27 protein-coding genes are annotated in these 25,178 nt (G+C 71.2%); 13 read left to right on the top strand and 14 right to left on the bottom strand.

What is annotated here, in order from left to right:
• Positions 1-35: 35 nt before the first annotated feature.
• The gene (locus EDF63_RS10950) at positions 36-3,464 is read right to left on the bottom strand and encodes a DEAD/DEAH box helicase (RefSeq protein ID WP_148061767.1); all 3,429 of its coding nucleotides are present in this window, start codon (positions 3,462-3,464) and stop codon (positions 36-38) included.
• An 83-nt stretch (positions 3,465-3,547) separates the two neighbouring features.
• Between EDF63_RS10950 and EDF63_RS10945 the strand changes: the two genes are divergently transcribed.
• The 4 genes from EDF63_RS10945 to EDF63_RS10930 all read left to right on the top strand — a co-directional run bounded on the left by EDF63_RS10945 (position 3,548) and on the right by EDF63_RS10930 (position 6,372).
• Positions 3,548-4,105, top strand: coding sequence for a hypothetical protein (locus EDF63_RS10945; protein WP_123313018.1), 558 nt, complete (start codon positions 3,548-3,550; stop codon positions 4,103-4,105).
• A gap of 110 nt (positions 4,106-4,215) precedes the next feature.
• Positions 4,216-4,392 carry a hypothetical protein gene (locus EDF63_RS18695; RefSeq protein WP_185021381.1) on the top strand — a complete coding sequence of 59 codons (177 nt, stop codon included), beginning with the start codon at positions 4,216-4,218 and terminating at the stop codon, positions 4,390-4,392.
• Positions 4,393-4,491: 99 nt separating this feature from the next.
• On the top strand, positions 4,492-5,490 hold the full coding sequence (locus EDF63_RS10935) for a helix-turn-helix domain-containing protein (protein ID WP_185021380.1): 999 nt from the start codon (positions 4,492-4,494) through the stop codon (positions 5,488-5,490).
• A 186-nt stretch (positions 5,491-5,676) separates the two neighbouring features.
• Entirely contained in the window at positions 5,677-6,372 is a 696-nt protein-coding gene (locus EDF63_RS10930) for a M23 family metallopeptidase (protein WP_185021379.1), read from the top strand.
• A 159-nt stretch (positions 6,373-6,531) separates the two neighbouring features.
• On the opposite strand, the gene EDF63_RS10925 is transcribed toward EDF63_RS10930, so the two are convergent.
• Complete coding sequence (locus EDF63_RS10925; protein WP_123313015.1) at positions 6,532-7,950, bottom strand: amino acid permease; 1,419 nt, start codon at positions 7,948-7,950, stop codon at positions 6,532-6,534.
• Positions 7,951-8,137: 187 nt separating this feature from the next.
• Between EDF63_RS10925 and EDF63_RS10920 the strand changes: the two genes are divergently transcribed.
• On the top strand, positions 8,138-8,629 hold the full coding sequence (locus tag EDF63_RS10920; protein WP_123313014.1) for a DUF427 domain-containing protein: 492 nt from the start codon (positions 8,138-8,140) through the stop codon (positions 8,627-8,629).
• 6 nt (positions 8,630-8,635) lie between these two features.
• Here the strand turns inward: EDF63_RS10920 and EDF63_RS10915 are convergent, their stop codons facing one another.
• Positions 8,636-8,971, bottom strand: a complete 336-nt coding sequence (locus tag EDF63_RS10915; protein ID WP_123313013.1) for a hypothetical protein — start codon at positions 8,969-8,971, stop codon at positions 8,636-8,638.
• A gap of 76 nt (positions 8,972-9,047) precedes the next feature.
• Here EDF63_RS10915 and EDF63_RS10910 point away from each other — a divergent pair, with 76 nt between their 5' ends.
• The 3 genes from EDF63_RS10910 to EDF63_RS10900 all read left to right on the top strand — a co-directional run bounded on the left by EDF63_RS10910 (position 9,048) and on the right by EDF63_RS10900 (position 10,692).
• Entirely contained in the window at positions 9,048-9,428 is a 381-nt protein-coding gene (locus EDF63_RS10910; RefSeq protein WP_123313012.1) for a hypothetical protein, read from the top strand.
• Between the two features lie 176 nt (positions 9,429-9,604).
• A complete protein-coding gene (locus EDF63_RS19125; RefSeq protein WP_123292409.1) occupies positions 9,605-9,925 on the top strand; it encodes a hypothetical protein in 321 nt (106 codons plus the stop codon).
• A 335-nt stretch (positions 9,926-10,260) separates the two neighbouring features.
• A complete protein-coding gene (locus EDF63_RS10900) occupies positions 10,261-10,692 on the top strand; it encodes a hypothetical protein (protein ID WP_123313010.1) in 432 nt (143 codons plus the stop codon).
• Positions 10,693-10,720: 28 nt separating this feature from the next.
• Here EDF63_RS10900 and EDF63_RS10895 read toward each other — a convergent pair whose 3' ends face one another.
• Both EDF63_RS10895 and EDF63_RS10890 read right to left on the bottom strand, forming a co-directional pair.
• The gene (locus EDF63_RS10895) at positions 10,721-11,341 is read right to left on the bottom strand and encodes a hypothetical protein (protein WP_123313009.1); all 621 of its coding nucleotides are present in this window, start codon (positions 11,339-11,341) and stop codon (positions 10,721-10,723) included.
• Between the two features lie 301 nt (positions 11,342-11,642).
• Complete coding sequence (locus EDF63_RS10890) at positions 11,643-13,097, bottom strand: APC family permease (RefSeq protein ID WP_123313008.1); 1,455 nt, start codon at positions 13,095-13,097, stop codon at positions 11,643-11,645.
• 98 nt (positions 13,098-13,195) lie between these two features.
• Here EDF63_RS10890 and EDF63_RS10885 point away from each other — a divergent pair, with 98 nt between their 5' ends.
• The gene (locus EDF63_RS10885) at positions 13,196-13,624 is read left to right on the top strand and encodes a DUF6892 domain-containing protein (RefSeq protein WP_123313007.1); all 429 of its coding nucleotides are present in this window, start codon (positions 13,196-13,198) and stop codon (positions 13,622-13,624) included.
• A 19-nt stretch (positions 13,625-13,643) separates the two neighbouring features.
• Here EDF63_RS10885 and EDF63_RS10880 read toward each other — a convergent pair whose 3' ends face one another.
• Genes EDF63_RS10880 through EDF63_RS10870 form a run of 3 tightly spaced genes read right to left on the bottom strand, consistent with a single transcriptional unit; the run spans position 13,644 to position 16,368 of the window.
• Positions 13,644-14,243: a uracil-DNA glycosylase gene (locus tag EDF63_RS10880; protein WP_123313006.1), complete on the bottom strand. Its 600-nt coding sequence runs from the start codon at positions 14,241-14,243 to the stop codon at positions 13,644-13,646.
• 1 nt (position 14,244) lies between these two features.
• Positions 14,245-15,462: a glycosyltransferase gene (locus EDF63_RS10875; protein WP_123313005.1), complete on the bottom strand. Its 1,218-nt coding sequence runs from the start codon at positions 15,460-15,462 to the stop codon at positions 14,245-14,247.
• 9 nt (positions 15,463-15,471) lie between these two features.
• On the bottom strand, positions 15,472-16,368 hold the full coding sequence (locus EDF63_RS10870; RefSeq protein ID WP_185021378.1) for a DUF429 domain-containing protein: 897 nt from the start codon (positions 16,366-16,368) through the stop codon (positions 15,472-15,474).
• A gap of 32 nt (positions 16,369-16,400) precedes the next feature.
• On the opposite strand from EDF63_RS10870, the gene ligD reads away from it, so the two are divergent.
• Positions 16,401-17,420: a non-homologous end-joining DNA ligase gene (gene ligD / locus EDF63_RS10865; protein ID WP_123313003.1), complete on the top strand. Its 1,020-nt coding sequence runs from the start codon at positions 16,401-16,403 to the stop codon at positions 17,418-17,420.
• Positions 17,421-17,438: 18 nt separating this feature from the next.
• Here ligD and EDF63_RS18690 read toward each other — a convergent pair whose 3' ends face one another.
• The 3 genes from EDF63_RS18690 to EDF63_RS10860 form a co-directional block, all read right to left on the bottom strand.
• A complete protein-coding gene (locus tag EDF63_RS18690; protein WP_185021377.1) occupies positions 17,439-17,582 on the bottom strand; it encodes a hypothetical protein in 144 nt (47 codons plus the stop codon).
• Complete coding sequence (locus EDF63_RS18685; RefSeq protein WP_159573681.1) at positions 17,579-17,740, bottom strand: hypothetical protein; 162 nt, start codon at positions 17,738-17,740, stop codon at positions 17,579-17,581. Before EDF63_RS18685 ends, EDF63_RS18690 begins: the two co-directional genes overlap by 4 nt.
• 138 nt (positions 17,741-17,878) lie before the next feature.
• Positions 17,879-18,922: an ATP-dependent DNA ligase gene (locus tag EDF63_RS10860; RefSeq protein ID WP_123313002.1), complete on the bottom strand. Its 1,044-nt coding sequence runs from the start codon at positions 18,920-18,922 to the stop codon at positions 17,879-17,881.
• 169 nt (positions 18,923-19,091) lie between these two features.
• Here EDF63_RS10860 and EDF63_RS10855 point away from each other — a divergent pair, with 169 nt between their 5' ends.
• The 3 genes from EDF63_RS10855 (at position 19,092) to EDF63_RS10845 (ending at position 20,877) form a co-directional block, all read left to right on the top strand.
• Positions 19,092-20,135: an MBL fold metallo-hydrolase gene (locus EDF63_RS10855; protein ID WP_185021376.1), complete on the top strand. Its 1,044-nt coding sequence runs from the start codon at positions 19,092-19,094 to the stop codon at positions 20,133-20,135.
• A 146-nt stretch (positions 20,136-20,281) separates the two neighbouring features.
• Positions 20,282-20,485 (top strand): type II toxin-antitoxin system HicA family toxin, encoded by a 204-nt coding sequence (locus EDF63_RS19120; RefSeq protein ID WP_395871820.1) that lies wholly within the window; start codon positions 20,282-20,284, stop codon positions 20,483-20,485.
• A gap of 11 nt (positions 20,486-20,496) precedes the next feature.
• A complete protein-coding gene (locus EDF63_RS10845; protein ID WP_123312999.1) occupies positions 20,497-20,877 on the top strand; it encodes an antitoxin HicB in 381 nt (126 codons plus the stop codon).
• Positions 20,878-20,879: 2 nt separating this feature from the next.
• On the opposite strand, the gene EDF63_RS10840 is transcribed toward EDF63_RS10845, so the two are convergent.
• From EDF63_RS10840 to EDF63_RS10830, 3 genes are all read right to left on the bottom strand, one after another.
• Positions 20,880-21,512 (bottom strand): FMN-dependent NADH-azoreductase, encoded by a 633-nt coding sequence (locus EDF63_RS10840; protein ID WP_123313158.1) that lies wholly within the window; start codon positions 21,510-21,512, stop codon positions 20,880-20,882.
• Positions 21,513-21,654: 142 nt separating this feature from the next.
• Positions 21,655-23,271, bottom strand: a complete 1,617-nt coding sequence (locus EDF63_RS10835; RefSeq protein WP_123312998.1) for a putative Ig domain-containing protein — start codon at positions 23,269-23,271, stop codon at positions 21,655-21,657.
• Positions 23,272-23,491: 220 nt separating this feature from the next.
• Positions 23,492-25,054: a putative Ig domain-containing protein gene (locus tag EDF63_RS10830; protein ID WP_123312997.1), complete on the bottom strand. Its 1,563-nt coding sequence runs from the start codon at positions 25,052-25,054 to the stop codon at positions 23,492-23,494.
• Between the last annotated feature and the right edge of the window lie 124 nt (positions 25,055-25,178).

The following is a 25,178-nucleotide window of genomic DNA, read 5'->3' as shown; positions in this document are numbered from 1 at the left end:
GCTCGCGCTCGCGCTCGCCTGATCGCTCCGGCGCGTCAGGCGAGCAGCGAGCGGATGTCGTCGGCCGTCAGGTCCTCGGCGAACAGTGCGTCGTCGTCGATCATCGTGGCGAACAGTTCGGCCTTGCGCGCGGCGAGGGCGAGGACCTTCTCCTCGATGGTGTCCTCGGCGATGAAGCGCTGCACGCTGACCGACCGGGTCTGCCCGATGCGGTGGGTGCGGTCGACGGCCTGCGACTCGGCGGCGGGGTTCCACCACGGGTCGAGGACGAACACGGTGTCCGCCTCGGTCAGGGTGAGCCCGAAGCCGCCGGCTTTGAGCGAGATGAGGAACGCGGGGGCGGTGCCCTGCCGGAAGCGCTCGATGACCTCCGGGCGCTTGCGGGTCGACCCGTCGAGGTACTCGTAGCCGACACCTCGCTCGTCGAGGGCGTCCGACACCATCCGCAGGAACGACGTGAACTGGCTGAACACCAGGGCACGGCGGCCCTCGGCGGCGAGCTGTTCGAGCTCGTCGAGCAGCAGGTCGAGCTTGGCGGAGGGGATCGGCGTCGACGGCGACGTGACGGCCGGATCCGCCATGCCCGAACCGTTCGACACCAGCGCGGGCGACAGCGCGAGCATCCGCAGCAGCGTCAGCGACCGGAACACGATCATCCGGTTCTTCGACAGGTCGTCGATGAGGTCGAGGACCTTGAGCCGCTCGCGGTTGAGCGTGCGCTCGTACAGTTCGCGGTGCGCGGGGTCGAGCGTGACGCGGACGACCTGCTCCTGCTTCGGTGGCAGGTCGGCGGCGACGGCCTGCTTCGTCCGGCGGAGCATGAGCGGCCGGATCCGACGCCGGAGTTTCGCGGTCAGTTGCTGACGGGCCTCACCCCGCAGGTCGGGCGAGGCGAGCGGCTTCACGTAGTCGTCGCCGAACCGGGTCCACGTGGACAGCAGTCCGGGCGCGACGATGTGGAACAGCGCCCACAGGTCGGTCAGGCCGTTCTCGAGCGGGGTGCCGGTGATCGCGAACTTCACCGGTGCCTGCAGGTCGGACGCCACCCGGTGGGTCTGCGACTGCGGGTTCTTCACGAACTGCGCCTCGTCGAGCACGAGCGCCGACCACGGCAGGTCGGTCCACGCCGGGGAGTCGAGCCGGAGCAGCGCGTACGAGGTGACGACGACGTCGGCCTGCGACGCGGTGCGGGCGACGAGCCCGGGGTCCTTCAGCGACGTCGAGGTGACGGCGGACACCCGTAGTGACGGCGTGAACTTCGCGGCCTCGGCCACCCAGTTGCCGACGACCGAGGTGGGCGCGACGACGAGGAACGGCGGCGCCTCGGGGTCTGCCGCACGGCGGGCGGCGACCATCGCGAGCACCTGCAGGGTCTTGCCGAGGCCCATGTCGTCGGCCAGCACCCCGCCGATGCCGTGCGACGCCAGGAACGACAGCCAGGCGTACCCGGCGTGCTGGTACGGCCGCAGTTCGGCGTGCACGGTGTCCGGCACGGGGACGTCGCCCGGGGGAGTCGCCCCCATCAGCCCCGCGGTGATCTCCTGCCAGCGTTCGTCGTGCGAGGTCTCGTCGGCGAGCAGGTCGAACTCGGTCCACAGCCCGGCCTGCAGCGGCGTCACCTGGATCGGCTGGTCGGGCTCCCACTCGTCGAGGTCGCGGGCCTCGTCGATGAGTTCCTTGAGCCGGTCGAACGCGGGGTCGGCGAGCGACAGGTAGGAGTTGTCGACGAGCTTGAGCCGCCGCTGCCGACCCGCGAGTGCGGTGAGCAGCGGCGTGAACGGGATCTGCTTGCCGTTGACACTGACGATGATCCCGAGGTCGAACCAGTCGTGCTTGTCCGACGGCATCGTCGTGACGCGGATGTGCGGCCGCCCGCTCAGCCGCTCGTAGTCGAGCCGCTCGCCCTGCACGACGGTCCGGACGCCGAGCGTCGGCAGCTCGGGCAGGAACTCGTTCGCGAACACCGCGACGTCGGCTCCGTCGACGGTGCCGTCCTGGAACCAGTCCAGTCGGCCACCGGGGCCGGCAGGGCGGACGGGAGGCTCAGCTGCCGTCGCATCGTCGGCCGGCGCCGTCGACGTGGCCGGGTCCACCGCCGTGGTCGGGTCGTCGGGAGTGGCCGGATCGTCTGCGGCGCTGGCGGGATCGTCCGCGGCGCGCAGCCCGGACAGGTCGGGGAGCGGCCCGTGCAGCGAGACCGGGTCCTTGCGGCCGTCGACGTGCCAGCGCCAGTGCAGGTGCACCCTGTCGTCGGTGCGGGGCGCGCGGGCCGGCTCGAACGTCGCCGTGAGCACGAGTTCGGGCGGCGTGCGCTCGGGCAGCTCGACCGACCCGTCGGAACTGACGAGTCCGAGGGCACCGCGCAGTCGGGGGGACCAGTCGGCCAGGAACTCGTCGACCTCTGCCGTCGGCACCGTGATGCGGGTGCCCTCGAGGAGCATGCGGCGTTGGTCCTCGGGCACGGGCGCCGGGGTCGGTGCGAGTCCGACCGTGAACTCGGGGCTCTCGCGGAACACGTACACACCGTGGTCGCCGACCATCCGCGCTGCACCGTGGACGACCGGGCGGCCGTCGAGCACCGCGCTCGCACCGATCACCACGGCGTCGTCGTGCCGGGCGACGTCGAGCAGCACCTGCGCCTGCTCGCCGAGGATCGCCCCGCCCTCGCGCTTGCCGGTCACGAAGGCGATGCCGAGCCCCGACGCCTGCCGGAGCAACGGCCACAGCAGCGGACTGCGGAAGTCGTCGAGGTGGAGCCAGTCGCTCTCGCCGGGCAGCCCCGCGAGCTGACCGGCGCGGTGCAGGGCCGCGAGCTGCATGAACCACCCGTGCTGCTCGGCGCCGAGGCCCAGGCGGTTCTGCGAGTAGGGGAGCGTGCCCCAGGTGAGCTGCCCGCGCACCCAGTTGCCGGCGTCGCTCCGGGTCACCGGCCGGACCCCGAGCCGCACGCTGCGGGACGGCGCCGGCAGGGCGCGCCCGGCGGCCCGGGCCCGGGCTGCGAGCGCAGCGGGGACCGCGTCACGCAACTCGAACTGCAGACCCATGCGGGTGCTCTGCGGGGTGACCGCCTGCGCGTCGTCACCGGCGAGGCGGGCGAGGTCGTGCCTCCAGTCCGAGGGCGGCGGAGCCGGCGCTTCCGGCCGCGGGCCGGCGTTCGCGGCCAGGGCGCGGGCGTTGATGGTGAGCAGCGCAGCGGCGACGTGCTTGCAGTCGCCGCCGAGGGGACAGCTGCACGTGCTGCGGACCGGCCGGATGAAGTCGCCGCGGGCCACGGTCATGTCGATGCGGCACGCGTAGGGGTCGTCGGCGGTGCCGGAGACGGTCGCCGTGACGGTGCCGTCGTCAGCGTTCCAGACGGCGTCGTCGACCAGGCCCGCGCGGACGACGTCGCGCGCGCGACCGAAGGTCTGCGGCCCGACGAAGCGGATGACGTCGACGGCGTCGATCATCGGGGCTGCTGGCACGGGTCAATCGTGCCAGGTGCCACCGACGTCCGTTGCTACGGTGGAACCGCGCCGGAGCGGCGCACCACGACAGGGGGAAGACCATGGGGATGAACCGACGGATCGGCATGCTGCTCGCGGGAGCGGCGCTCGTGACCACTGCGCTCGCGGGGTGCGCCTCCGGAGGGACGGACGGGTCCGGTGACGCGGGACCGACACCGACCGAGACCACCGCGGCGACGACGCCGGGGACCGCAGCCTGCGACCTCGTCACCGGCCGCGGCAGCGTGACGCTCGAGGAGACCGCCGACGCCTACCGCATCGAGTGGACGGGTGTCCCCGTCGACCCGGACGACAACCGCACCACCTACGAGGTGCAGCTCGGCAACGACGAGATGCAGGGCGGCGTCGACCTGTACATCCAGTACGACACCGTCACCGGCACCACGTACGGCGTCATGCCGCAGGGATCGAACGCCGTCGACCCGATCGACGGTGAACCCGAGACTTCGGGGGACACGATCGTCGGGACGTTCCCGAAGGACGACGCACTCACCCCGACCTGGTGGTCGCCGAAGTACACCGTCATCGACGACTCCGGCGCGACCTCGACCGTGTGCACCGACGACGGCCAGGTCATGGACTACGAGCCCCTGTCGTAGCGCACCCGAACGGCACACATCGGACGGGGCTACCGTCTGCGTGGACGGGCGACGACTGCTCGCCGCTCTCCACTCGATTGGACACGCTCATGCCGGACCGCTTGCGGTGGGTGCACGATTCTGCAGACCACTGGAACGTGTGGCTGGGCTCCGAGGTCGTCTGCGACGTCACCCGGACGGACCAGTTCACCGTCGGTTCGCCCGACAACTCGATCGCCGGGGCGCACTCGTCGCTCGAGAGCGCCGCGGCGCAGGTGCAGGGCTGGGTACGCTGGAGCGGACGCTAGGCCGCGGAGCGCAACGAACGCACTCGCCGGCCCGCTGGTCCGTAGCGTGTAGGGGCACCGCTGATGCCCGCGGTGCTGTTCCGTGGAGGAGGCGCCCGCATGACCGACACCGAGACGTCGACGCCCACTCCGAGCACGCCCACCCCGAGCACGTCCGGCGCGGCACGCTCGCTCGTCGCGGTCGGTGGTCGGGACACCGACTCCGCCATCGCCTCCCTCGCCGGCATGTACGCGGGGAAGGCCTGGTACTCGCGAGCGCTCGACCAGGACTACTGGTTCAAGTACGTCGGCGTCGGTGACGAGCACCTGAGCATCCGGCGCTCGCAGATGCACGGGTACCTGCGCGGTGACGTCGCCACCGAGGGCGAGGTCGTCGTGCAGTGGCTCGAGCGCGGCGAGGCCCGGGTCGACGTCGGCGGCGACGAGGTCCGGATGCGCCCCGGTGTGCCGACCCTGTTCCCCGTCGAGCGGCGGTTCGAGATGGAGTACCAGGACTGGGACCAGCGCCTGGTGCACCTGCGCCGCGACCTGGTGCTCGACGTCGCCGCCGAACGCCACCTGGTCGACGGCTCCATGACCTTCGACCGCTTGACCGAACCCGGCGCCGAGGCGGTCGCGCAGTGGCGGACCTCGGTCGCCGGGGCCCTGCGCGCCCTCCGTGAGCACGGCGACGGCTCGCTCGCCTGGCACGAGGCGCAGCGCGACGTCGCGCGGGCACTGCTCCGGATGTACCCGCTGCAGGCCGAGCGGTTCCCCGCGGGCTACAGCACACGGAGCGACGGACGTCTGCGCGCCGCGGTCGAGTACGTCCAGGCACACGCGCACGAACCCCTGACGGTCTCCGACGTCGCCCAGGCCGCCGGCCTGAGTGTCCGGGGGATCCAGGAGTCGTTCCAGCGGGCGTTCGAGCGCTCACCGATGACCTACCTGCGCGAGGTCCGGCTGGGGCGCGTGCGCGAGGAGCTGCGCACGCTCGACCCGTCGACGACCTCGGTCGCCGACGTCGCGCGGCGGTGGGGCTTCGCGCACCTGGGCCGGTTCGCTGCGGCGTACGCGGCCCGGTTCGGGGAGTACCCGCGGGAGACGTTGCGGCGCTGAGCGGGTCACTCCTGCCGCTGACGCCCTCTGGTCGAGCCCGAGCGACACACCGGAACCCTTGACGAAGACTGTGTGCTCTGCCAGGTTCAGTTCATGGGGAAAATTCAACAACGCGCCGACGGGCAGGCTCTGCTCCGAAGGCGCTCGCTCCTGGCGGCAGGTGGAGCAGGGGCAGCCCTGCTCGCCGTGGGACCGCTCTGGAGATCCACTGCGGCGTACGCCGCACCGGCATGGCGGTACCCGTTCACGGCGCGCCACAACATCTCATCGGGCTTCGGCTCGAGGCCTTCACCTGGCCATGACGGCTCGACCAACCACCAGGGGCTGGACATCGCGGCGCCCAACCTGACGCCGATCTTCGCCGTCGCCTCGGGGACGATCACCGTCGCTGCATTCTCGGGCGGGTACGGGAACCTCGTCGAGATCGACCACGGCGACGGCTGGCGCACACGGTACGGGCACATGGCCGACGGCACGATGAACGCCGCAGTCGGTCAGCGAGTGTCGCTCGGGACGTTCATCGGCAAGGTCGGGAGCACGGGGAACTCCACGGGTCCCCACCTGCACCTCGAACTCCGCCAGAACGGCACCCCGATCGACCCAGCCCCGTCATTCACGAACGCACCGCTCAACCCTGGTTCGCCCACAGGCGACGACGACTCCACCGACGACGACGAAGAAGGCACCATGATCCGGCTCACCCACGTCCCGAACGCAACGCCCGGCGGCCCCGACGAGTACATCGTCATCGACCACGGCCAGCACACCTACTGGGGTGTGCCGGACACGCAGATGCTCGGCTTCCTGCGTGCGCAGGGCATCAAGGAGATCAAGGACAAGCAGGGGCGGCAGTTCATCTCCGGCTACCGCCGCATCAGCTAGCCCCGGTTCCCGTCCCGCGGCCCGTCAGATCGGCCGAGAAGGGAGGCGCCTCTCCTGGTCCAGGAGAGGCGCCTTTCCTTGTGCGGGGGAGGTGCCTTTCCGCGAAGGCAACGATGTTGCTCCCTCCACTGGCACGAGCAGCGAGCCGATCCGTGATCGTCACCGCTCTCGATCGGCTGGAACCGCGAGCTTGCTGTGCTTCCGCGAGTACCCGAAGTACACGCCCAGGCCGATCGCGAACCAGATCGCGAACCGCACCCACGTCTCCCACTGCAGGAACGTCACGAGCCACAGCGACGCGATGACGCCGATGATCGGGATGACCGGCATGAACGGCAGCTTGAACTGGCGGTCGAGGTCGGGCTGCCGGTAGCGGAGCACGATCACGGCGGAGCAGACCACCACGAACGCGAGCAGGATGCCGATGTTCGTGAGCTCGGCCACGACGCCGATCGGCAGGACGCCCGCGAGGATCGCCGACGCGATGCCGAGGATCCAGGTCACGCGGGTCGGGACGTGGCGTTTCGGGTCGGTCTTCGCGAACCACTTCGGCATGAGGCCGTCGCGGCTCATCGAGAACCAGACGCGACTGGCGCCGAGCATGAAGGTGACGAGCACCGTGACGATGCCGACGATGGCGCCGATCGCGATGACGTTCGCGACCCCGCCGAGCCCGACCGAGGCGAACGCCGACGAGAAGCCCGAGGCCGGGTCGATGTCGGTGTACTTCTGCATACCGGTCAGCACGAGGGTCGCCAGCACGTACAGGACCATCGAGATGCCGAGCGACAGCAGGATCGCCTTCGGCATGTGCTTGCGGGCGTCGGTCGACTCCTCGGCCGCGGTCGACATGGCGTCGTAGCCGAACACCGCGAAGAACACCGTCGCGGCACCGGTCATCACGCCGCCGAAGCCGAACGGGAAGTAGGGGGAGTAGTTCGCGCTGTTGATGTGGAACACCCCGAGCACGACGATGAGCACGACGAGCGCCACCTTGATGCCGACGGCCACGAACTCGAAGCGGGCGGCGCTGCGGATGCCGCGGGTGAGCACGAACGCGGTGACGAGGCACAGGATGATCGCGAAGACGTCGATCACGTGGCCGTCGCCGGTGCCGGGCGCGCCGAGCATCCAGGCGGGCAGGTCGATGCCGAACTGGCCCACCAGGAAGCCGACGTACCCCGAGATGCCGATCGCGACCACCGCCACGATCGCGGTGTACTCGAGCAGCAGGTCCCACCCGATGAACCACCCGACGATCTCGCCGAGGACCGCGTAGCCGTACGTGTACGCACTGCCGGCCTTCGGGATCAGGCCGGCGAACTCGGCGTACGACAGTGCTGCGGCGGCACTCGCGACGCCGGCGACCAGGAAGCTGATGAGGACCGCGGGACCGGCGACGCCGTTGGCCACGGTGCCGGCGAGGGTGAAGATCCCCGCGCCGATGATGCCGCCGATGCCGATCGCGGTGAGCTGCCAGAGGCCGAGGTGCCGTTTCAGGCCACCCTCGGCTCCGGTGTCGTCATCGATCGTCTCGATGGGCTTCCGTCGGAAGAGCGTGCGTGTCGTCGTCGTCACCCGCCCATGGTGCACCCTGCGGCGGCTCCGCGCGCGGGCGGTCGGCGGGCCGAGTCTCGGGCTGCGCGACAGTTCTCGCGCCGCCGGGCCCGTGAAGTGTCGCTCACCCCGAGACTCGCGGCCACCCGGCCGAGACTCGGGCCCGCTCCGCAGGCCGACCGCAGCCGCGCGGCGTACACATGACCCCATGCGCCACCCGAAACGGATCGAACCCGGCCCCGGACAGGAATCGGTCTGGGACTACCCCCGCCCGCCCGCCGTCGAGCCCGTCACCGCCCGCGTCGTCGTCCGGTTCGGCGGCGCCGTCGTGGCCGACACGACCGATGCGGTGCGGGTCCTTGAGACCTCGCACCCGCCGGTGTACTACCTGCCGATGGCGGACCTCGACCTCCGCCCCGCCCAGGGGTCGAGCATGTGCGAGTTCAAGGGCCGTGCGCGGTACTTCGACGTGGTCGGCGGGGACGGCACCGTCGCGAGCCGCGCCGCGTGGAACTACCCGACGCCCGAACCCGGCTACGAGTCGCTCCGGGACCGCGTCGCGATCTACCCGTCGGCGATGGACTCGTGCGAGGTCGGCGGCGAGGTCGTGCAGTCGCAGGACGGCGACTTCTACGGCGGCTGGATCACGTCGGACGTCGTCGGCCCGTTCAAGGGGGCGCCGGGCACGCTCGGCTGGTGACCCGCGTCAGCGGTTCGCGTAGGGCGACCAGAACGGCGGCGGGAACGCGCCGGCGGTCGCGATGACCAGCAGCTGCCAGACGATCATGACCAGCCCGGCCGCACCGATGACGATGCCGATCCACGCCCAGACCTGCACCGCCCGGCGACGGCGGCCGGCGATCGTGATCGAGCGCCAGCCGCTCAGCACGCAGACGATGCCGAACGCCGCGCCGAGCAGGACGTGCCGGACCGTGCCCTGCGCCGGCACGATGATGCCGAGGTAGAACGCGACCGGTCCGAGCAGCACGGCGAAGGTCGCGGGGGCTGCTGGCGGTTCGTGGTCCCGAGCGGGTGCTCCCATGCGTCTGAATCTACCGAGCGGGCCGCGTTCCGTACACGCCCGAGCGCCGTCGTCCGGGAGCGGGCACCATGGAGGCATGCGTTCCTTCCTCCGCGTCCTGCTCGGCCTGGCGCTCGTGTTCGCCGGCACGAGTCACCTCACCTTCGCGCGCAAGGAGTTCACGGCCCAGGTGCCCGAGTTCGTGCCGTTGTCGGAGGACACGACCGTGCTGGCCTCGGGTGTCGCGGAGATCTCCCTCGGTTCGGCGCTCGTCCTCGCTCCGAAGCCGGCTCGGCGCTTCATCGGTTCCGTCGCTGCGCTGTTCTTCACGGTGATCTTCCCGGGCAACCTGTCGCAGTGGGTGAACCGCCGCGACGCCTTCGGCCTCGACAGCGACGAGAAGCGGGTCGCGCGCCTGTTCGGTCAGCCGCTCCTCATCGCTGCCGCCCTCTGGTCCACGCGCGGCCGGCGGTCCTGATGGACGCGCCCGCCCGGTCGTCCGGTCCGGCCGACGTCGGCCCGGTTCCCGGGTCGCGTCCGGAGTCGGTCCGAGGGGCGGTTCCGGGTTCGGCTCTCGATCCGCTCGGGTCGGCTCCGGCACGGTTCGGACGGGAGGCCCGCCACCCGCTGGCAGGACGCCGCCGCGTCGCGGACATGGTCGCCTCCATCGCCCTGCTCGTCGTGCTGACGCTCGAAGCGTTGGCAGCGGGCTGGGGCATCAAGCTCATGTCGTTGGCGTTCGTGTCGTGCGCGGCCCCGGGGAACACCTGCAACGTGGGGCTGGGCGACTCGGTCGTGACCGTCGGGCCGATCCTGATCGCGCTGGTGTTGGTCGCCTCGATCGTGGTGTGCATCCTGCGGCTGGTGCGGCGTCGGCTGGCGTGGCCGGTGGTGCTCGTGGGGATGGCTGCGGTGGTGGCCGTGTTCTTCGCGGCGTTGCTCCTCATCGAGAGCTCGGTGACGCACGGCATCTGAGTGGCGCTGGCTGCCGTCCCGAGGTTCCGAAATCTCGGCATGTCGGCGCCCTGTTCGTCGAGATCTGGAACCTCGGCGATCAGCGTGCGGCATGTCGTGGAACCTCGCCGAGCCGGTCAGGTTCGGACTGGAGGCCCGTTCGGCGTCGTTCTCGCGCTGGTCGAACGCCAGCAGGCGGTACCCGGCACGGTCGAGGTCGCGGGGCGTCGGCATCGACGAAGTCGGACGGCTCGCGGCCTCAAGGTCGTCCTCCACAGGTGGCTGCGGCGGCGAGGTTGTCCACAGATGCACAAGATGGTCGTCGGTGAGCGGGTGGTGTTCGCGACGCTGGAGGCATGCCTGACACCGACACCCTCGACCGCCTGATCCGAACCCCTGTCCGTACCGACGACGACGTCGTCCAACTCGTCGCCGCCCTGGTCGACCGCCCGGTGCGCCGGCAGTGCTGGGTGGTGTTCCTCGACGAACTCGGGATGTCGATCCCGTTCCTGCTGCCCATCGCCGACCTGCCGTACCAGCCGGACGAGCACGTCAACGACTTCGCGTCGTTGATCTCCGAGATCGTCGGGCAGCTCGGCGCGGTCGACGTGGTGCTCGCGTGGGAGCGGCCTGGCGTCGACCGGGTGCACCCGGTCGACTGGGAGTGGGTCGACGCGTGCGCCTGCGCCCTCGACGAGCATGCGATCCGGCTGCGCGCCCAGGTGATCGTCCACGACGGCGGTGCCGCGATGATCGAACTCGACGAGCACGACCAGGAAGTGGCGTGACCGTCGGGTCCGGTGGTCTCGTGACCGGTCAGCCCTGTGGCGCGGTGTCGGGCACGGTCTCGCCCGTCAGCCCCTCGACGACGGCCTTGGCCGCGGGCCAGGACTTCGCGTAGTGCTCGGGGTCCGAGTTGATCTGCACCGCGTGCGCCATCTGCGTCGGCGTCATCGTCTTCCAACCGGGCACCTTGACGAGCTTCGCGTAGAACATCGACGCCGCCGTGTACGGGTCCATCCGCTGCTCGTACGTGCCCCAGGCGCCGTTGTCGCGCTGCTGGAACAGGCCGCGGCTGTCCGGGCCGGCGGCGTCGCCGTGGTCCAGGTTCACCAGACTCGACTCGCCGATCGCCGTCATGACCCCGACGGCCTGGGTGTGCGGCCCGATGCCGAGCGCCTTCGCGGCCTGGATCACCGACGCAGCGTTGACCAGGCGGTCCTGGCAGAAACCCGCGATGGGACCGGCGGGGACGACCATGCCACCGACGGTCTTCGAGGCGACCTTCGGGCACGTGGGGGTGGCGTCGGCGGCGCTGGACTTCGCGATCCCGGCGATCGAGTTGACCGCGATGACGACGAGCACCACGACCCCGATGCCGACGACCACGATGCCGGCGCCGAACACCGACGCGAGCGTGATGCCGACACGGCGCATGACGGGACCTCTCGACGGACGGGGCGGGGCAGGCGGAGCACGACGAGCGTACGGGCGCCGCCTGGGAACCGCACCCGCCCGATCGGGGGCCGCGGTGACGTGCTGACGGTCCTGGTTCGCCGAACGCGGGGTTCGGGAACCAGGACCGTCAACGGCAACACGAGCATCGGCCCGACGTCAGCTTCGGCCCGACGTCAGCGGCGGCGTCGGCGTGACCTGCTCCGACCCCATCCGCCGGCGGAGAGCGAGACGAGCGCGATGGCCGCGATGACGATCGTCCAGATGACGGCGGTCGCGTCCATCAGACGTCGCGGTGGTCGTGCGGCGGGTGCTGCACCTTCGTCGGTTCGGTGACCAGGCCGGTCGGTGCCTTCTCCGGCTGCTTGCGGCCGTGCGTGAACCACGTCACCGCCCACAGCACCACGCCGAGGGCCAGCAGTGCGCCGGCGATCTGGTACTGCTGCGGGTCACGTCCGGACGAGAACGGCAGGACGAGCCACAGGCAGGTGATGACGCCGATGACGGGGATGATGACGCCGGCACGGAAGTGCTTGTGGTCGACCTTGTCGCGGCGGAGCACGAGCACCGTCAGGTTCACGACGGCGAACACGGTGAGCAACAGGAGTGAGGTCGTGCCACCGAGGACGACCACGATCGGGGAGTCCGGGTCGAGCGAGACCCAGCCGATGAGCAGCAGGGAGATCGCGGTGGTGAAGACGATCGCGTTCGACGGGGTGCGACGGGCGGGGGAGATGCGGGCCAGGAACCCCGGCAGCACGCCCTGCTTGCTCATGCCGTACAGCAGTCGCGACGCCATCATCATGTTGATCAGGGCGGTGTTGGCCACGGCGAACATCGAGATGAACGGCAGCAGGTCGGCGATCGGGAAGTCCGGCGCCGCGGTCTGCACGACGGTCACGAGCGGGGTCTCGTTGCCGGCGAGCTCACCGATCGGCACGACGGCGACGGCACAGATGGACACGAGCGTGTAGATCACGGCCGTGATACCGAGGCCGGTGAGCATGACCTTCGGGAAGATCCGCGAGGGGTCCTTGGTCTCCTCGGCCATGTTCACCGAGTCCTCGAAGCCGACCATCGCGAAGAACGCCAGCGACGTCGCCGTGGAGATCGACATGAGCAGGGTCTTGTCCTCGGGGGTCTCGAACATCACCACGCGCGAGAAGTCCGCGTTGCCACCCGCGATGGCCCAGAAACCGATGAGGATCACCATGACGAGACCGGACAGCTCGACCAGGGTGAGGACGACGTTCGTCTTCACGCTCTCGCTGACGCCGCGGAAGTTGATCGCCATCACCGCGAGCATGAAGCCCATGGCGATGAGCATCACGACGACGTTCGGCAGCTCGAGCCCGAACCCGACGCCGAGGTTGGCGGCGAACGCACGCGACGCCGTCGACGCCGAGGTGATGCCGGAGCACATCACGATGAAGGTCACGATGAAGGTGATGAAGTGGACGCCGAACGCCTTGTGCACGTAGAGCGCAGCGCCCGCGGTCTGCGGGTACTTCGTCACGAGTTCCAGGTACGAGAACGCCGTCAGCAGGGCGACCGCGAAGGCGATGAGGAAGGGGAGCCACGCTGCTCCTCCGACCTCTGCCGCGACCTGACCGGTGAGCGCGTAGACACCCGTCCCCAGGATGTCGCCGACGATGAACAGCAGCAGGAGCTTGGGACCGATGACCCTGCGGAGCTCGGGCTGCTCCTGCTGTGGTCGGTCCGTCTTGGTGGTGGCCATGCGTCACCCTTGCGCGCGGGACACCTTGCTGTCTAGTCCCACAGGAAGGTTTCTCGCGATCGCAACACGGTCGCTCGGCGACGGATACTCTCCGGGCCATGGACCACGAGTCGAACACCACCGAAGAGCCCGTCGAGTTCGCCGACTTCAACGCGAAGCTGCTGGTGCTCGACGTCCTCTGCTACGACCTCGACGTCCTCGACCCGTACGATCCGGAGACCGCCGACGAGACGGACGAGGACCTCGACGTGGACGGCCAGGACGACCGCGCCCGCGAGTACTACGACGACCTGGAACTCCTGCCGTCGCACCTGTCGCTCGTCACGGAGCTCACCGTCGACACCGACCTCGAGGTGCTCCAGGACGTGCACCCCGGGTGGGAGGGCTCCGACGACCGATTCGACCCGCAGAACTGGGACGACGTCCTCGACCTGCCGGCACTCCGCACCGTGTACGCCGCGGCTCCACTGCCCGCCCACGTCGCCGAGGCCCTGGCCGCGAAGGGCATCGAGGTCCGCTCGGCCTGAGCGGAGGAACCGGCACGGGCTAGCGGTCCAGCGCTCGCAGCTGCTCGGTGAACTGCGTCGCGCCGCCCTGCGCCGGGTGCCGGACGGCGATCGCCTCGATGCCGGCCAGCGCGAGCGCACCCTGGGCCTTCCGACCCACGGCGACGACCCGGACCCGCTCGACGCCGCCGAGGGCCTCGAGCAGTGCGAGGGCGACGGGTGCTCCCGAGCGGACCTCGGCGGGCCGCGGCGTCCGGTTCGTCAGCCGGTCCGGGGCGACGAACGGGTGGTGCGGGAAGATCGCCCACGACACGGGCAGCGGTCCAGTCCAGTCGGACAGCGCAGCCTGCACGACGCGCGAGGACGCCTCCCACGGTGCCGTCGGCTCAGGAGGTGCGGAGTACCCGGGTCCGAGCTCGCGCATGCTCGTGAACGGGATGCCGGTGTTCGTCATGCCGCGCCACCCGGGTGCCTCGGCCACGAGCAGGGTGTCCGCCGCCGGCCCGAAGCGCTCCAGGTACCGCTGCAGGTTCGACCGGCGCAGTCGTCCCTCGGCCGAACCGAGGTCGTACAGCGCTTCGGCGTCGGGCTCGACCGGCACGGCGTCGAGCGCCGCCCAGAACGCGTCGAACGCCGTCACCTCACGATCCGATCCGCGACCCGCTGCCGAGCACCCGGCGGTACACGTCCTCGAGGCCCGAAGCCGACCGTTCCCAGCTGAGACGCTCCGCGTGCTCGCGGCCTGCCGAGGCCAGTCCCGCCGCGTACCCGGAGTCCGTCAGGATCCGCTCGATCTCTGCAGCCCACACCGACGGCTCACGGGACTCGAGCACGACGCCCGTCTCCCCGTCGACCACGGCCTCGCGCAGACCCCCGGCAGCGGCGGCCACGACCGGCACCCCGGACGCCGAGCCCTCCAGCGCCACGAGACCGTACGTCTCGGAGTGCGACGGCACGAGCACGGCTGCCGCGCCACGGAACAGGAACGCCAGGTCGGCACGCGACTGCGGCCCGATGAAGGTGACGCGGTCGGCGATGCCACGCGCGGCGGCGAGCCGACGCAGTTCGTCCACGTAGTCGCCCGCCTCACTCGAGGCATCACCCGCGATGACCAACGTGGGGCGGGCCTCCTGGCTGATGCCCGCGATCGCCTCGATGGCCAGGTCGAGCCCCTTCAACGGCTGGACGCGAGCCGCAGCGACGACGTAGGGGGTGGCGGCTCGGCGCGCACCGACGGCGGCGGGGCGGAAGACGGACCCGTCGACCCCGGGCGGCACGATCCAGATGCGCGCGTCGGCACCGCCGAGCCGCGTCCGGACCGTCGAGGCCTCGGCCTCGGACACCACGACGACCGCGTCCGACTCCCGAGCCAGCAGCTGCTCGCCCGCGATGCGCCCGGCCGACTCGGGCCGCTCGCCCTCGGACAGCGGTGTCTCGGGGTCGGCCGCGATCGAGTGGAAGGACTGCACGTGCGGGATGCCGCGCTCCCGGGCGACCGGCAGAGCAGCGGCACCGGAGAACCAGTGGTGCGAGTGCAGGACGTCGAACGGCCCGAGCTGCTCGAGCTCGCGCCGGAACGGCTCGATGAACGCGTCGTGCTCGCCCTTCGGCACGGGCTCTGCCGGACCCGCCGACAGGAACCGCAGACACACACCCGGCACGAGCGACACCGAGTCCGGCTGCGTCGGCGCCGAACGCCGCGTGATGATGTCGACGTGGTGGCCACGGTCGGCCAACGCCTCGGCCTGGTGTCGGACGACGACGTTCATGCCGCCGACCTCACCCGACCCGGGTTCGTCTCCGGGGGAGGTGTGCAGCGACACCAGCCCGATGTGCAGGGGTTCGCTCGTCGTGCTCACCGGTCAACCCTAGCCGCGCGGCCTCCGCTGCGACGGGCGCGCGGGCGCCACCACGACGGGCCGGCGGCCCGCCTCGTCCACAGGATCGGACGGTGGGGCCACGCCGCCGGTTCCGCGGCGACGCGCCAGCGGCGTCGCGGCCGTGTCGGTGGGGAGGCTCGGATCGCCTCCCAGGATCTGCACGCGCTGGTCGCCGTGTCGCTCCCAGAACGCCGCCGTCCAGGCACAGAGGGCGCCGTCGAGCAGGTCCTCGCGGCGCTTGTGCGTCGGACCGTGCAGCACCGACGGGTCGGCGAGCCGCGCTGTCAGCGGGTGCGAGTCGAGCAGCAGCGGCGGGTCGAGCGGGGTCTCGCGCAGCCGCCGCACCAGCTCGTCGAAGGCCTCGGCGCGACGGGCACGTGCTTCGGCGGCGGGGATCCGGAGGTCGAGTCGCTTGTAGCGGGGACGTTCCACGTCGTAGCCGAGCTCCTCCACCCCGACGAGCGTCGTGTAGGGGTAGCACTCGAACACCGCCGGCCCGGTCCTGTCGTGCATCGATGCGGTGTCGGACACGTACTCGACGCCGAGTTCGGTGAGCCGGTCGAGCAGCTGGGCGCCGGCGCTCGCCGCAGAGGCCTGGTTCGTCGGGTTCGCCGCGACCTTCCACCGGCCGTACCGCTGCCCCACCTGCCGTTCCGCTTCGCGGATGCCCGTCGGGTTCGTCACCACGAGTGAGGCATCGACCGCGATGAGGGACCGTGGCCCGAGGTGCGCCGCGATCCAGTCGGTCACGTCGTCGACCCCGCGGGCCCATCCGGCATCGGTGATCGTGCCGTCGGACTCCATCGCGACCAGTCCGGTCTCGTTCGGGGCGCGGCTCGCGGTGCCGAGCCCCCACGCCAGGTCCACTCCGAGGTACGCGCTCACTCGTCCATCGTGCACCGAGTACCTTCCGCTGCATGGCGAGCGAAGCGACGACGGTGCGGGTTCCCGGGCCCGACGGGGACCGCGAGGTCCGGATCAGCAGTCCATCGCGCGTGCTCTGGCCGGACGCCGGGATCACGAAGCTCGACCTCGCCGAGTACCTCGTGAAGGTGGGCGACGCCTTCGTCCGGGCCAACGGCGACCGGCCCATCTCGCTGCAGCGGTTCCCCGGCGGGGTCGACGGCGAGCAGTTCTTCTCGAAGAACCCGCCGAAGGGCGCCCCGGAGTACGTGCGATCGGTCACGGTGACGTACCCGAGCGGTAGGAAGCACCCGCAGCTCGTGGTCGACGAGCCGGCCGTGGCGGTGTGGGCCGCGCAGATGAACACCGTGGTCTTCCACCCCTGGGCGTCGCGCGCCGAGGACAGCGACCACCCGGACCAGCTCCGCATCGACCTCGACCCGCAGCCCGGCACGGACTTCTCGGACACGGTGCCGGTGGCGCAGGAGCTCCGGAAGGTCCTGGCGGAAGCGGGCCTGACGGCGTGGATCAAGACGAGCGGCAACCGCGGTCTGCACGTGTTCGCCCCGATCGCACCCGAGCACGAGTTCCTCGACGTCCGGCACGCCGTGATCGCCGCCGCACGCGAACTCGAACGGCGGATGCCCGACCGGGTCACGACGGCGTGGTGGAAGGAGGAACGCGGCCAGCGGGTCTTCGTCGACTTCAACCAGGCGAACCGCGACCGCACGATGGCCGGTGCCTACAGTCCGCGGGCGCTGGCGCGGGCTTCGGTGTCGACGCCGATCACTTGGGACGAACTGCCGACAGCCGACCCGACGACGTTCACGATCCGAACGGTCCCGGAACGGCTGGCGACGATCGGTGATCCGTGGCAGGCGATGCACGACGAGCACGCGAGCATCGCCACACTGCTGGAGTGGTGGGAGCGCGACCTGGAGAACGGCGAAGGCGAGCTGCCCTTCCCGCCGGACTTCCCGAAGATGCCCGGGGAACCGCCGCGCGTGCAGCCGTCGCGAGCGAAGAAGCCCTGACCCGGGCCAGCGCAAGCGTCAGACGGCGGGCAGCGTGTCCGTAGAACGATCCGGGTCGTCGACACGCGACGTCTGCAGGGGCAGCCCGACGCTCGCCGTGTGCAGGCGGGTCAGCCGCGACCAGGTGCCGCGGTGCGCGTCACTGATCCCGTCGACGATCACGAGCCCAGACCGATCGTGACCAGGGCGAGCGCCGTGGCGGTCACGCCGGCGATGGCGCTGATGACCGCACTGAGCTGGAGGGTGCGCTGGCGGCGTGCCTCGCGCACCTCGGTGAAGGGGTTCCGCTGCGAGTGGCGGACAAGCGTGCTGGTGCTCATGTCGATCCGCTTTCGATCCTGGGGCTCCCGGGATGGGCGCCTCGTGCTGCTGATCACCATGCTGGCAGCGCGTCGCTAGTTTGCCTAACTACTTTCCTGCTGGTGCCGCGAACACGTCGAAAAACGGACAACGGGGCGTCAGGACAGGACATCCCGCAGGTCGTAGGCCGAGGGCACCTCGAGCTGGTCGAAGCCGCACGACTCCGCGTCGCGGTCCGGGCGCCACCGTTCGAACTGCACCGTGTGCCGGAACCGGTCGCCCTCCATCTGGTCGTACCGGACCTCGAGCACGACCTCCGGCGCCAGCCGGACGAACGACGTGTCGCGACCCGACGAGAAACGCGACCGTTCCCCGTCGCCGGTGACGGGCCTCCCGTCCGCATCGCGGAGCACGACGGGCTCGAGCTCGTCGACCAGGGCGAGCCGGCGTTCGTCGGAGAAGGCGGAGACGCCGCCGACCTGGCGGAGCTCGCCGTCGTCGCCGTACAACCCGACGAGCAGCGACCCGACCCCCGAACCGCTCTTGTGGACGCGGTACCCGATCGCGACGACGTCAGCCGTCCGGTGGTGCTTGATCTTGAGCATCGTCCGCTTGCCCGGCTCGTACGGCTTGGCCCGGCGTTTGGCGACGACGCCGTCGAGTCCGGCGCCCTCGAAGGTGGTTAGCCACTCGCGGGCCTGTTCGACGTCGAGCGTGGTGCGCGTGACGAACAGCGGGTCGGACATGCCGCTCGCGAGCTGCTCCAGGCGTTCGCGTCGCTCGTCGAACGGCAGGTCGACCAGTTCGTCGCCGTCCGCCGCGAGCAGGTCGAACGCCACGAACTGGGCCGGCGTCTCGGCGCTGAGCTTCGCGATCCGCGACGCCGCCGGGTGGATGCGTTGCGACAGCGCCTCCCAGTCGAGACGTTCGGCTCCGGGCTCGCCGGAGCGCAGGATCACCTCGCCGTCGAGCACGACGGGATGGTCGCGGCCGCCGAACTGGGCGCGGAACGCCTCGACGAGTTCGGGGAAGTAGCGGGTGAGCGGCTTCGCCCCGCGGCTGCCGATCTCGACGTCGTCGCCGTCGATCGTCACGATGCCGCGGAAGCCGTCCCACTTCGGTTCGTACCGCAGGCCGCCGGTCACGCTGTCGGGGTCCGGGACGTCGGCGACGGCCTTGGCCAGCATCGGTGCGATCTTCATGCGTCGTGTCTACTCGGGCGCGGGTTGGGCTTGCGTGGGCGGGGTGTGCGCTTCGTGAGCAGGAATGGTCGGGTCCGGCGCGACGACTCGACCATTTCTGCTCACGAAGTGCGGCCGGGAGGCACCGCTCACCCTGGGCGGCTCGGCGCGCGTTAGTAGTGTGGTGCGGGTGACGACCGTGCCCCCGTCGGCAGCGCCGGCTCCGGAACCGATCAGCCCCGTGCAGGCCGCCGCGCTCCGCGACGGCGTCCTGCCGCCCGTCGAACAGGTCCGGCCGGGCATCTGGACCTTCGCGGTGCCGTTCCGGTTCGGTGTGCCCGATGCGACCCTGGTCTACGCGGTCGAGGGGGCGGACGGCTCGCTCGCGCTGATCGACCCCGGGTGGTCGGCCGACGGCGGGGTCGACGAGGTCCGCGACGCCCTGTCGGCGATCGGCCGGTCGCTCGACGACGTGTCCCTGGTGGCCGTCACGCACCTGCACGCCGACCACCTCGGCGCCGCCGCCGCGATCCGCCGAGCGACCGGTGCGCGGGTCGCGATGCACGGGCTCGAGGTCGAGGCGCTGGACCGCGAGCGCACCGACGCCGTGCAGAACGACGCCGACATCGCCACGTGGGGCCTGCCGCCCGAGCTGCACGACGGCGTCGTCGCGGCCTGGGGGAGCGGGCGACGGATCGGGCTCGGGCGGAGCGAGGCGCCGTACGCCGACCTGCTGCTGGCGGACGGCGACGTGCTGCCGATCCCCGGTCGCACCATCCGGACGCTCTGGACGCCCGGGCACACCGCCGGGCACGTGTGCTTCGTCGACGAGGCCGACGGACTGTTGTTCACCGGCGACCACGTGCTGCCGCGGATCAACTCCGGGATCGGCCTCGGCGGTCGGACCGCCACGAACCCGCTCGGCGACTACCTGGCGTCGCTCGGCCGACTCGACGTGTACGCCGGGCTCGAGGTCTGCCCGGGCCACGAGTACCGGTTCACCGACGTCGTCGCCCGCGCACGGACGCTGGCGCGGCACCGCGAGGAACGGTCACGGCACGTCGCCGAGGCGCTCGACGTGCTCGATCGGCCCACGCTGTTCGAGGTCGCCGCGCGGGTACCGTTCAGCGGCGGGATCGAGTCGATGACCGGTTTCCTGCTCGCGAGTGCGCTGACGCAGACGGCGTTCCACGCCGAGCTGCTCGGCCGGTCGGACGAGGTCCGCCCCGCCTGACCGTTCCTCCACACCTGCTTGGGCGATCGTCTTCCTGCACAGATCAGGGACGCCTGCGCCGTTCTCACCCGCGCGCTCGTCAGACTCGGAAAGGGTCCAGGTTCTCTACTGGCCCTTGATGGACCTGACTAGAAGGGCTTGATATCGTGGTGCGAGCTGTGCAGCACCGGGTGGTCACGACGTTCCTGCGGCATCGGGGATGGTGGTTGGACCGGACCCGTGGGAGCCACGAGGTGTGGCGCGGACCCGAAGGCGGGCGCCTCGTCGTCCCGAAGCACCGGGAGCTGAGCCCCGGCGTGGTGCGGCAGGTGCTCAGGATCTTCCCGGATGCACCGGACAGCTGGCGATGAACGGAGGAACGATGACGACGACGTACCGAGCGACCGTGTACCGAGAGGGCCGCTGGTGGGCGATCGAGATCCCCGCGGCCGGCGCGGTCACACAGGCCCGGCGAGTCGGCGACGTCGAGTGGATGGCGCGGGAGTGCGTCGCCCTGACACTGGACGTCCCAGAGGAGGACGTTGCGATCGACGTCGAGTTCGTCCTTCCCGACGACGCCCGTGCCGATTGGGAAGCGTCCCGCGCACTCGCTGAGCAGGCACGGCAGGACGGGGCCGAAGCGGCTCGGCTGGCGCGGAACGTGGTGACGCGGATGCGGGCCGACGGGTACACGTACGCGGAGATGGCGTCCGTCCTCGGGCTCTCCGCACAACGGGTGCACCAGCTCGCGAACGCGTCCTGACGTCAGCCGAGCGTGGTGGCCAGGCGCTCGATCGTCGTCTTCGCGTCGGCGAGCTCGGCGGACGCGTGCTCGGCGAGCGGGGCGAGGTCGGGCAGCCGGTCGGCCAGGGTCGCACTGACCGTGATCGGGTAGAGCTTCATGCCGAGCGCCGTGCCGAGGATGAGGTGCAGGACCGGCGAGCCGTGGTCCCAGTCCTCGGTCGGGGTGCCGGCGTCGTAGGTCGCACCGCGGCTGACGACGGTCACGACCGGACGGCCCGTCAGGGGCTGCACGTCGCCCGCCAGGACCCCGGGGATGTGGATGCGGTCGATCCAGGCCTTGAGCGTCGACGGCACCGTGTAGTTGTACAGCGGCGAACCGACCACCACGACGTCGGCGGCGAGGAGTTCGTCGATGACCTCCTGGCGGAGGGCATCGGCCTCGGGTGCGACGGTCTCGTCCGCGGTGCGGTCCGTTGCTGCCCAGTGCAGCGCCGAGGTCTCGAGGTGCGGGAGCTGGTCGACGTGCAGGTCGCGGCGGACCACCGTGTACTCCGGTCCGCGGGCGCGCCAGGCGTCGGCGAACGCGGCGGTCAGCGCGCGCGAACGGGAGTGAGCGAGGTCGGCCGAGGAGTCGATGTGCAGCAGCGTGGGCATGGTGCCCACGCTACCGACGGTGGCACGGAAACGGCCCCGCCGCCCCGGTGCGGGGTCAGGCGGGGCCGAGGTGGGCCTCCCGTCCGTCACGCGGGCACGTGACGGACGGGAGACGACGGGGGCCGTCAGCGCTCGTTGTACGTCAGCGCTGTGCGCGGCTACGGCGCAGGGTGCGGGCGCCGATCAGGCCGGCACCGGCGACGAGCAGGCCGAGGGCCCAGGGCAGGGCACCGGTGGCGTCCGAACCCGTGTAGGCCAGCTGGCCGCCACGGTTCGTCGGGGTGACCGGTGCGGCCGCGGGGACCGGTGCGACCGGGGTGGAGACGCCGGGCACGGCCGGGACCGCGGTCGGCTGGACGTCCACCGCGAACGAGGTGCTGAACTCGCCGGCGGCGACGGTCAGGTTGTGGATCGACGCGTGCGGGAACGTGACGTTCACGAGACCGAAGAAGTCCAGGTCGGGGTCCGGAGCGATGACGTCGCTGGCGACGTCGGACGTGACGGTCGGGACGATCGACTCGTCGTTCTCGTCGAGGATCTCGTTGCCGTACCGGTCGACCAGGTTGCCGGAGACGACCAGGGTGCCGCCCTGCTTGATGGTCGGTCGACCACCGTCGACCTCGGTCCCGACGGACCCACCTTCGCCGTCACCCTTCATGGTGATCGTGTAGACCTTGCCCTCCGGGTCGATGACCCAGGTGGTCCGGGTGCTCGTGTCGTCGTCGTCGAAGTCGAACGCGCCGGCACGGTCCGTCGTGAAGACCACCACGCCCAGCGGTGCTGCTGCCTCGACGGTCAGGTCCACGTACTGCGTGACGGTCTCGGTGCCGCTGGTCGCGGTGACGGCGAAGGTCCAGTCGGAGCTCCAGGTCGTGACACCGCTGAGCTCACCGGTCGACGCGTCGAAGGTCAGGCCGTCGGGCAGCTGGTCGGCGGGGGAGTCGTTGAACTCGGCATCCTCGTCGAAGAAGTACGCGAGCTTGTACGTCGGCTCCGGGAAGCCCCGCGCACGGAACGTGTACGAGAACGCGTCACCGGCGGTGGCGCTCAGCTCGAGCGGGTGGTCGACGTCGGCACCGGCCTTCGTCGGCTTGCCGTCCTCACCGAGGAAGGCGGGGGTCTGGCTGACGGGCGCCGTCGCGTCGGAGGTCACCGAGGTGGTGTCCGTGGCGCCGGGCAGCGTGCCGGTCACGGTGACGGTGATCGTCTTGCGCACGTCGGTGGGGTCGATGCGGTAGGTCGCGGTCTTCGACAGGACGTTGCGGTCCTGGTCAGCCCAGACGTACTTGTACGAGGAGTCCTCGTCGAAGCCGGTGACGACGGCGCTCAGGAGCGTGCCGACCTTCGCCGCGCCGTCGATGGTGACGGTGGCGTCGGCGGCCTTGCTGGTCACGTCCGGGGTCGGCTTCGCGGTCGGCGCCGGGGTCTCGGCGGCCGGAGCCGTCGTCTCCGGAGCGGCGGGCTCGTCGGCCGGGGCGGTCGCGTCGTCGCTCGGGGTCGGGGCCGGGGTCTCCTCGGCGGGGGCAGGGGCCGGGGTCTCGTCTGCGGGGACCGTCGGGTCGTCGGTCGGTGCGGGCGTCTCCGTCGCGTCGACGGGTGCCGGGGTCTCCTCGGAGACGACGGGCTGCGTCGAGTCGACCGGCTCGACGGCGCTGGCGGCGGTCGCGGACATGATGCCGAGACCGGTGGTCAGACCGACGAGTGCGACGGTGGTGCCGACGGCGCATGCGCGACGAACGGCGGAGGTGCTGCGGTGCACGGGTTCCCCCCATGTTCAGGTCCGGCTGGGTGGCCGGATCGTAAGAATCTGCCGAGAGTTTCGGCCTGCTCGGATCGTAGTGCGGCTGCGTGGCCGGTCAGGGGTTGGTGACCGGAATGTGACCATGGTTGGGGGTCCGTGCGGGAACCCGCGTCGGACGGGAGGCCCGTGGCGGATCCGCCACGGGCCTCCCGTCCGTCATCCGGTGCGGTGCACCGCGTCAGGCGCGTCGGCGACGCAGCCGGTGGACGAGCAGGCCACCGCCAATGCCCAGCAGGGCGAGTGCCCAGGCGAGCGGGCCGGACGTCTCGGCGCCCGTGTAGGCGAGGGTGCCGGTCCCGGAGCCGACTGTCGGGGTCGTGGTGCCGATGGTCGCTGCCGCCGGCTGCACGTCCACGTCGAACGAGGTGGACACCCCGTCGAGAGCGACCGTGATCGTGTGCGGCGACGCGTGCGGGAACCCGACGCGAGCGTTCCAGGGGTCGGAAGGGAACGAGACCTCGTCCGACGAGACGCTGCTCGTCACCGTCGGCGTCGTTCCCTCGTTGTCCTCGGTCGGGTTGCCGTACGCGTCGAGCGGCGTGACCCGGACGGACATCGTCGCGCCCTGGGCTGCCGGGACAGCGTCGACCGGGTTCGCGTCGGGGCTCTCGGCGAAGATCTCGCGCAGACCGTGTTCGCCCGCCTGCCAGGCCTGGCCCGTCCCGATGACCCCGATGAGCAGCTCGAGGTGGGCTGTGGCGGCCGGACGGATGGACAGGTGGACGTACTGCGTCGCCGCGCGGGCGCCGTTCATCGCCATGACCTGGAAGTCCCACTCGCCCGCCTGGGTCGGTGCACCGCTGAGTCGGCCCGTCGCCTCGTCCACGGACAGGCCCGCCGGAGCCGTCGGGTACGCGTTGCCCGGCACCGGGAAGGCGGTCGGACCGCTGAGCAGGATGTAGTGCAGCTCGCTCGACGATCCCGTCGCGGTGAAGGTCCGGTCGACCGTGTCACCGGCCGTGGTCTCGATGCGGATCGGGGACTCGGGCTTCGACTGCTCGTCGAACGTTATGACGTCCGGCTCTGCGGCGGGGGAGACGGTGAGCTCGACGTGTTCGGTGATCTGGGTCGAGCCGCTCAGGGCGACGACCTCGAAGCGGAAGGTGCCGGCGTCCGTCGGGGTGCCGCTCAGCACGCCGGTCTCGACGTTGACGCTGTAGTCGGACGGCCCGGCGGCCGAGGACGGGGCGTCCTGGATCGCGTAGCCCACGGTGCCGTTGCCGCCGGTGGTCTGGAAGGTGTGCGAGAACGGGGTGCCGACGGTCGCGGTGAGGGCGAGTGGGGCGTCCTCGGTCGACGGCTCCGTGAACGCGAGGTCGCTGCCGTCCTCGGCGGCGGCGACGTCCGCCGGTGCTCCCGCTCCCGCTTCCGTCGGAGTCGAGGTCGCTGTCGGTTTCGGCGTGGCGGCGTCGTCGGCTGGCTCGGCGGGCGGTGGAGTCTCCGACTCGTCGGCGGGAGCCGACGTCGGGTCGGTGGTCGGGCCTCCCGGCTGCTCGTCCGGTGCGTCGGAGGGGACGGGGATGTCGGTGGCGGGCGTGTCGGGTGCCGCGGGTGCGTCGGTGGCGGCGGGTGCGTCGGTGGCGGCGGGTGCGGCCGGCTTCGCGGTGCTGGTCGCCGCCGGTTCCTCGGCGGCGACGGCGGTCGTGGCGCCGATGCCGAAGGCCGACGAGGCGGCGACGATCGCGACGGCGGCGCCGATCGCGGTGACGCGTCGCGTGGTGGACGTGCTGGGCCTGTTCATGGGATCCCCCTCGGATGCCGGACGGGGCACCGAGAAGTGCCCTCACCAAGGAGATGTCGGCGATCCAGCGATCCTGACGGCCCGTCAGGTCTCGGTTCGGTCTCGGTGCAGTCGGCCGGATCGG

It is taken from the genome of Curtobacterium sp. JUb34 (genome assembly GCF_003755065.1).
Lineage (GTDB): Bacteria > Actinomycetota > Actinomycetes > Actinomycetales > Microbacteriaceae > Curtobacterium.
The sequence above is the reverse complement of the archived record's forward strand: the minus strand, read 5'-3'. Positions and strand labels throughout refer to the sequence as shown.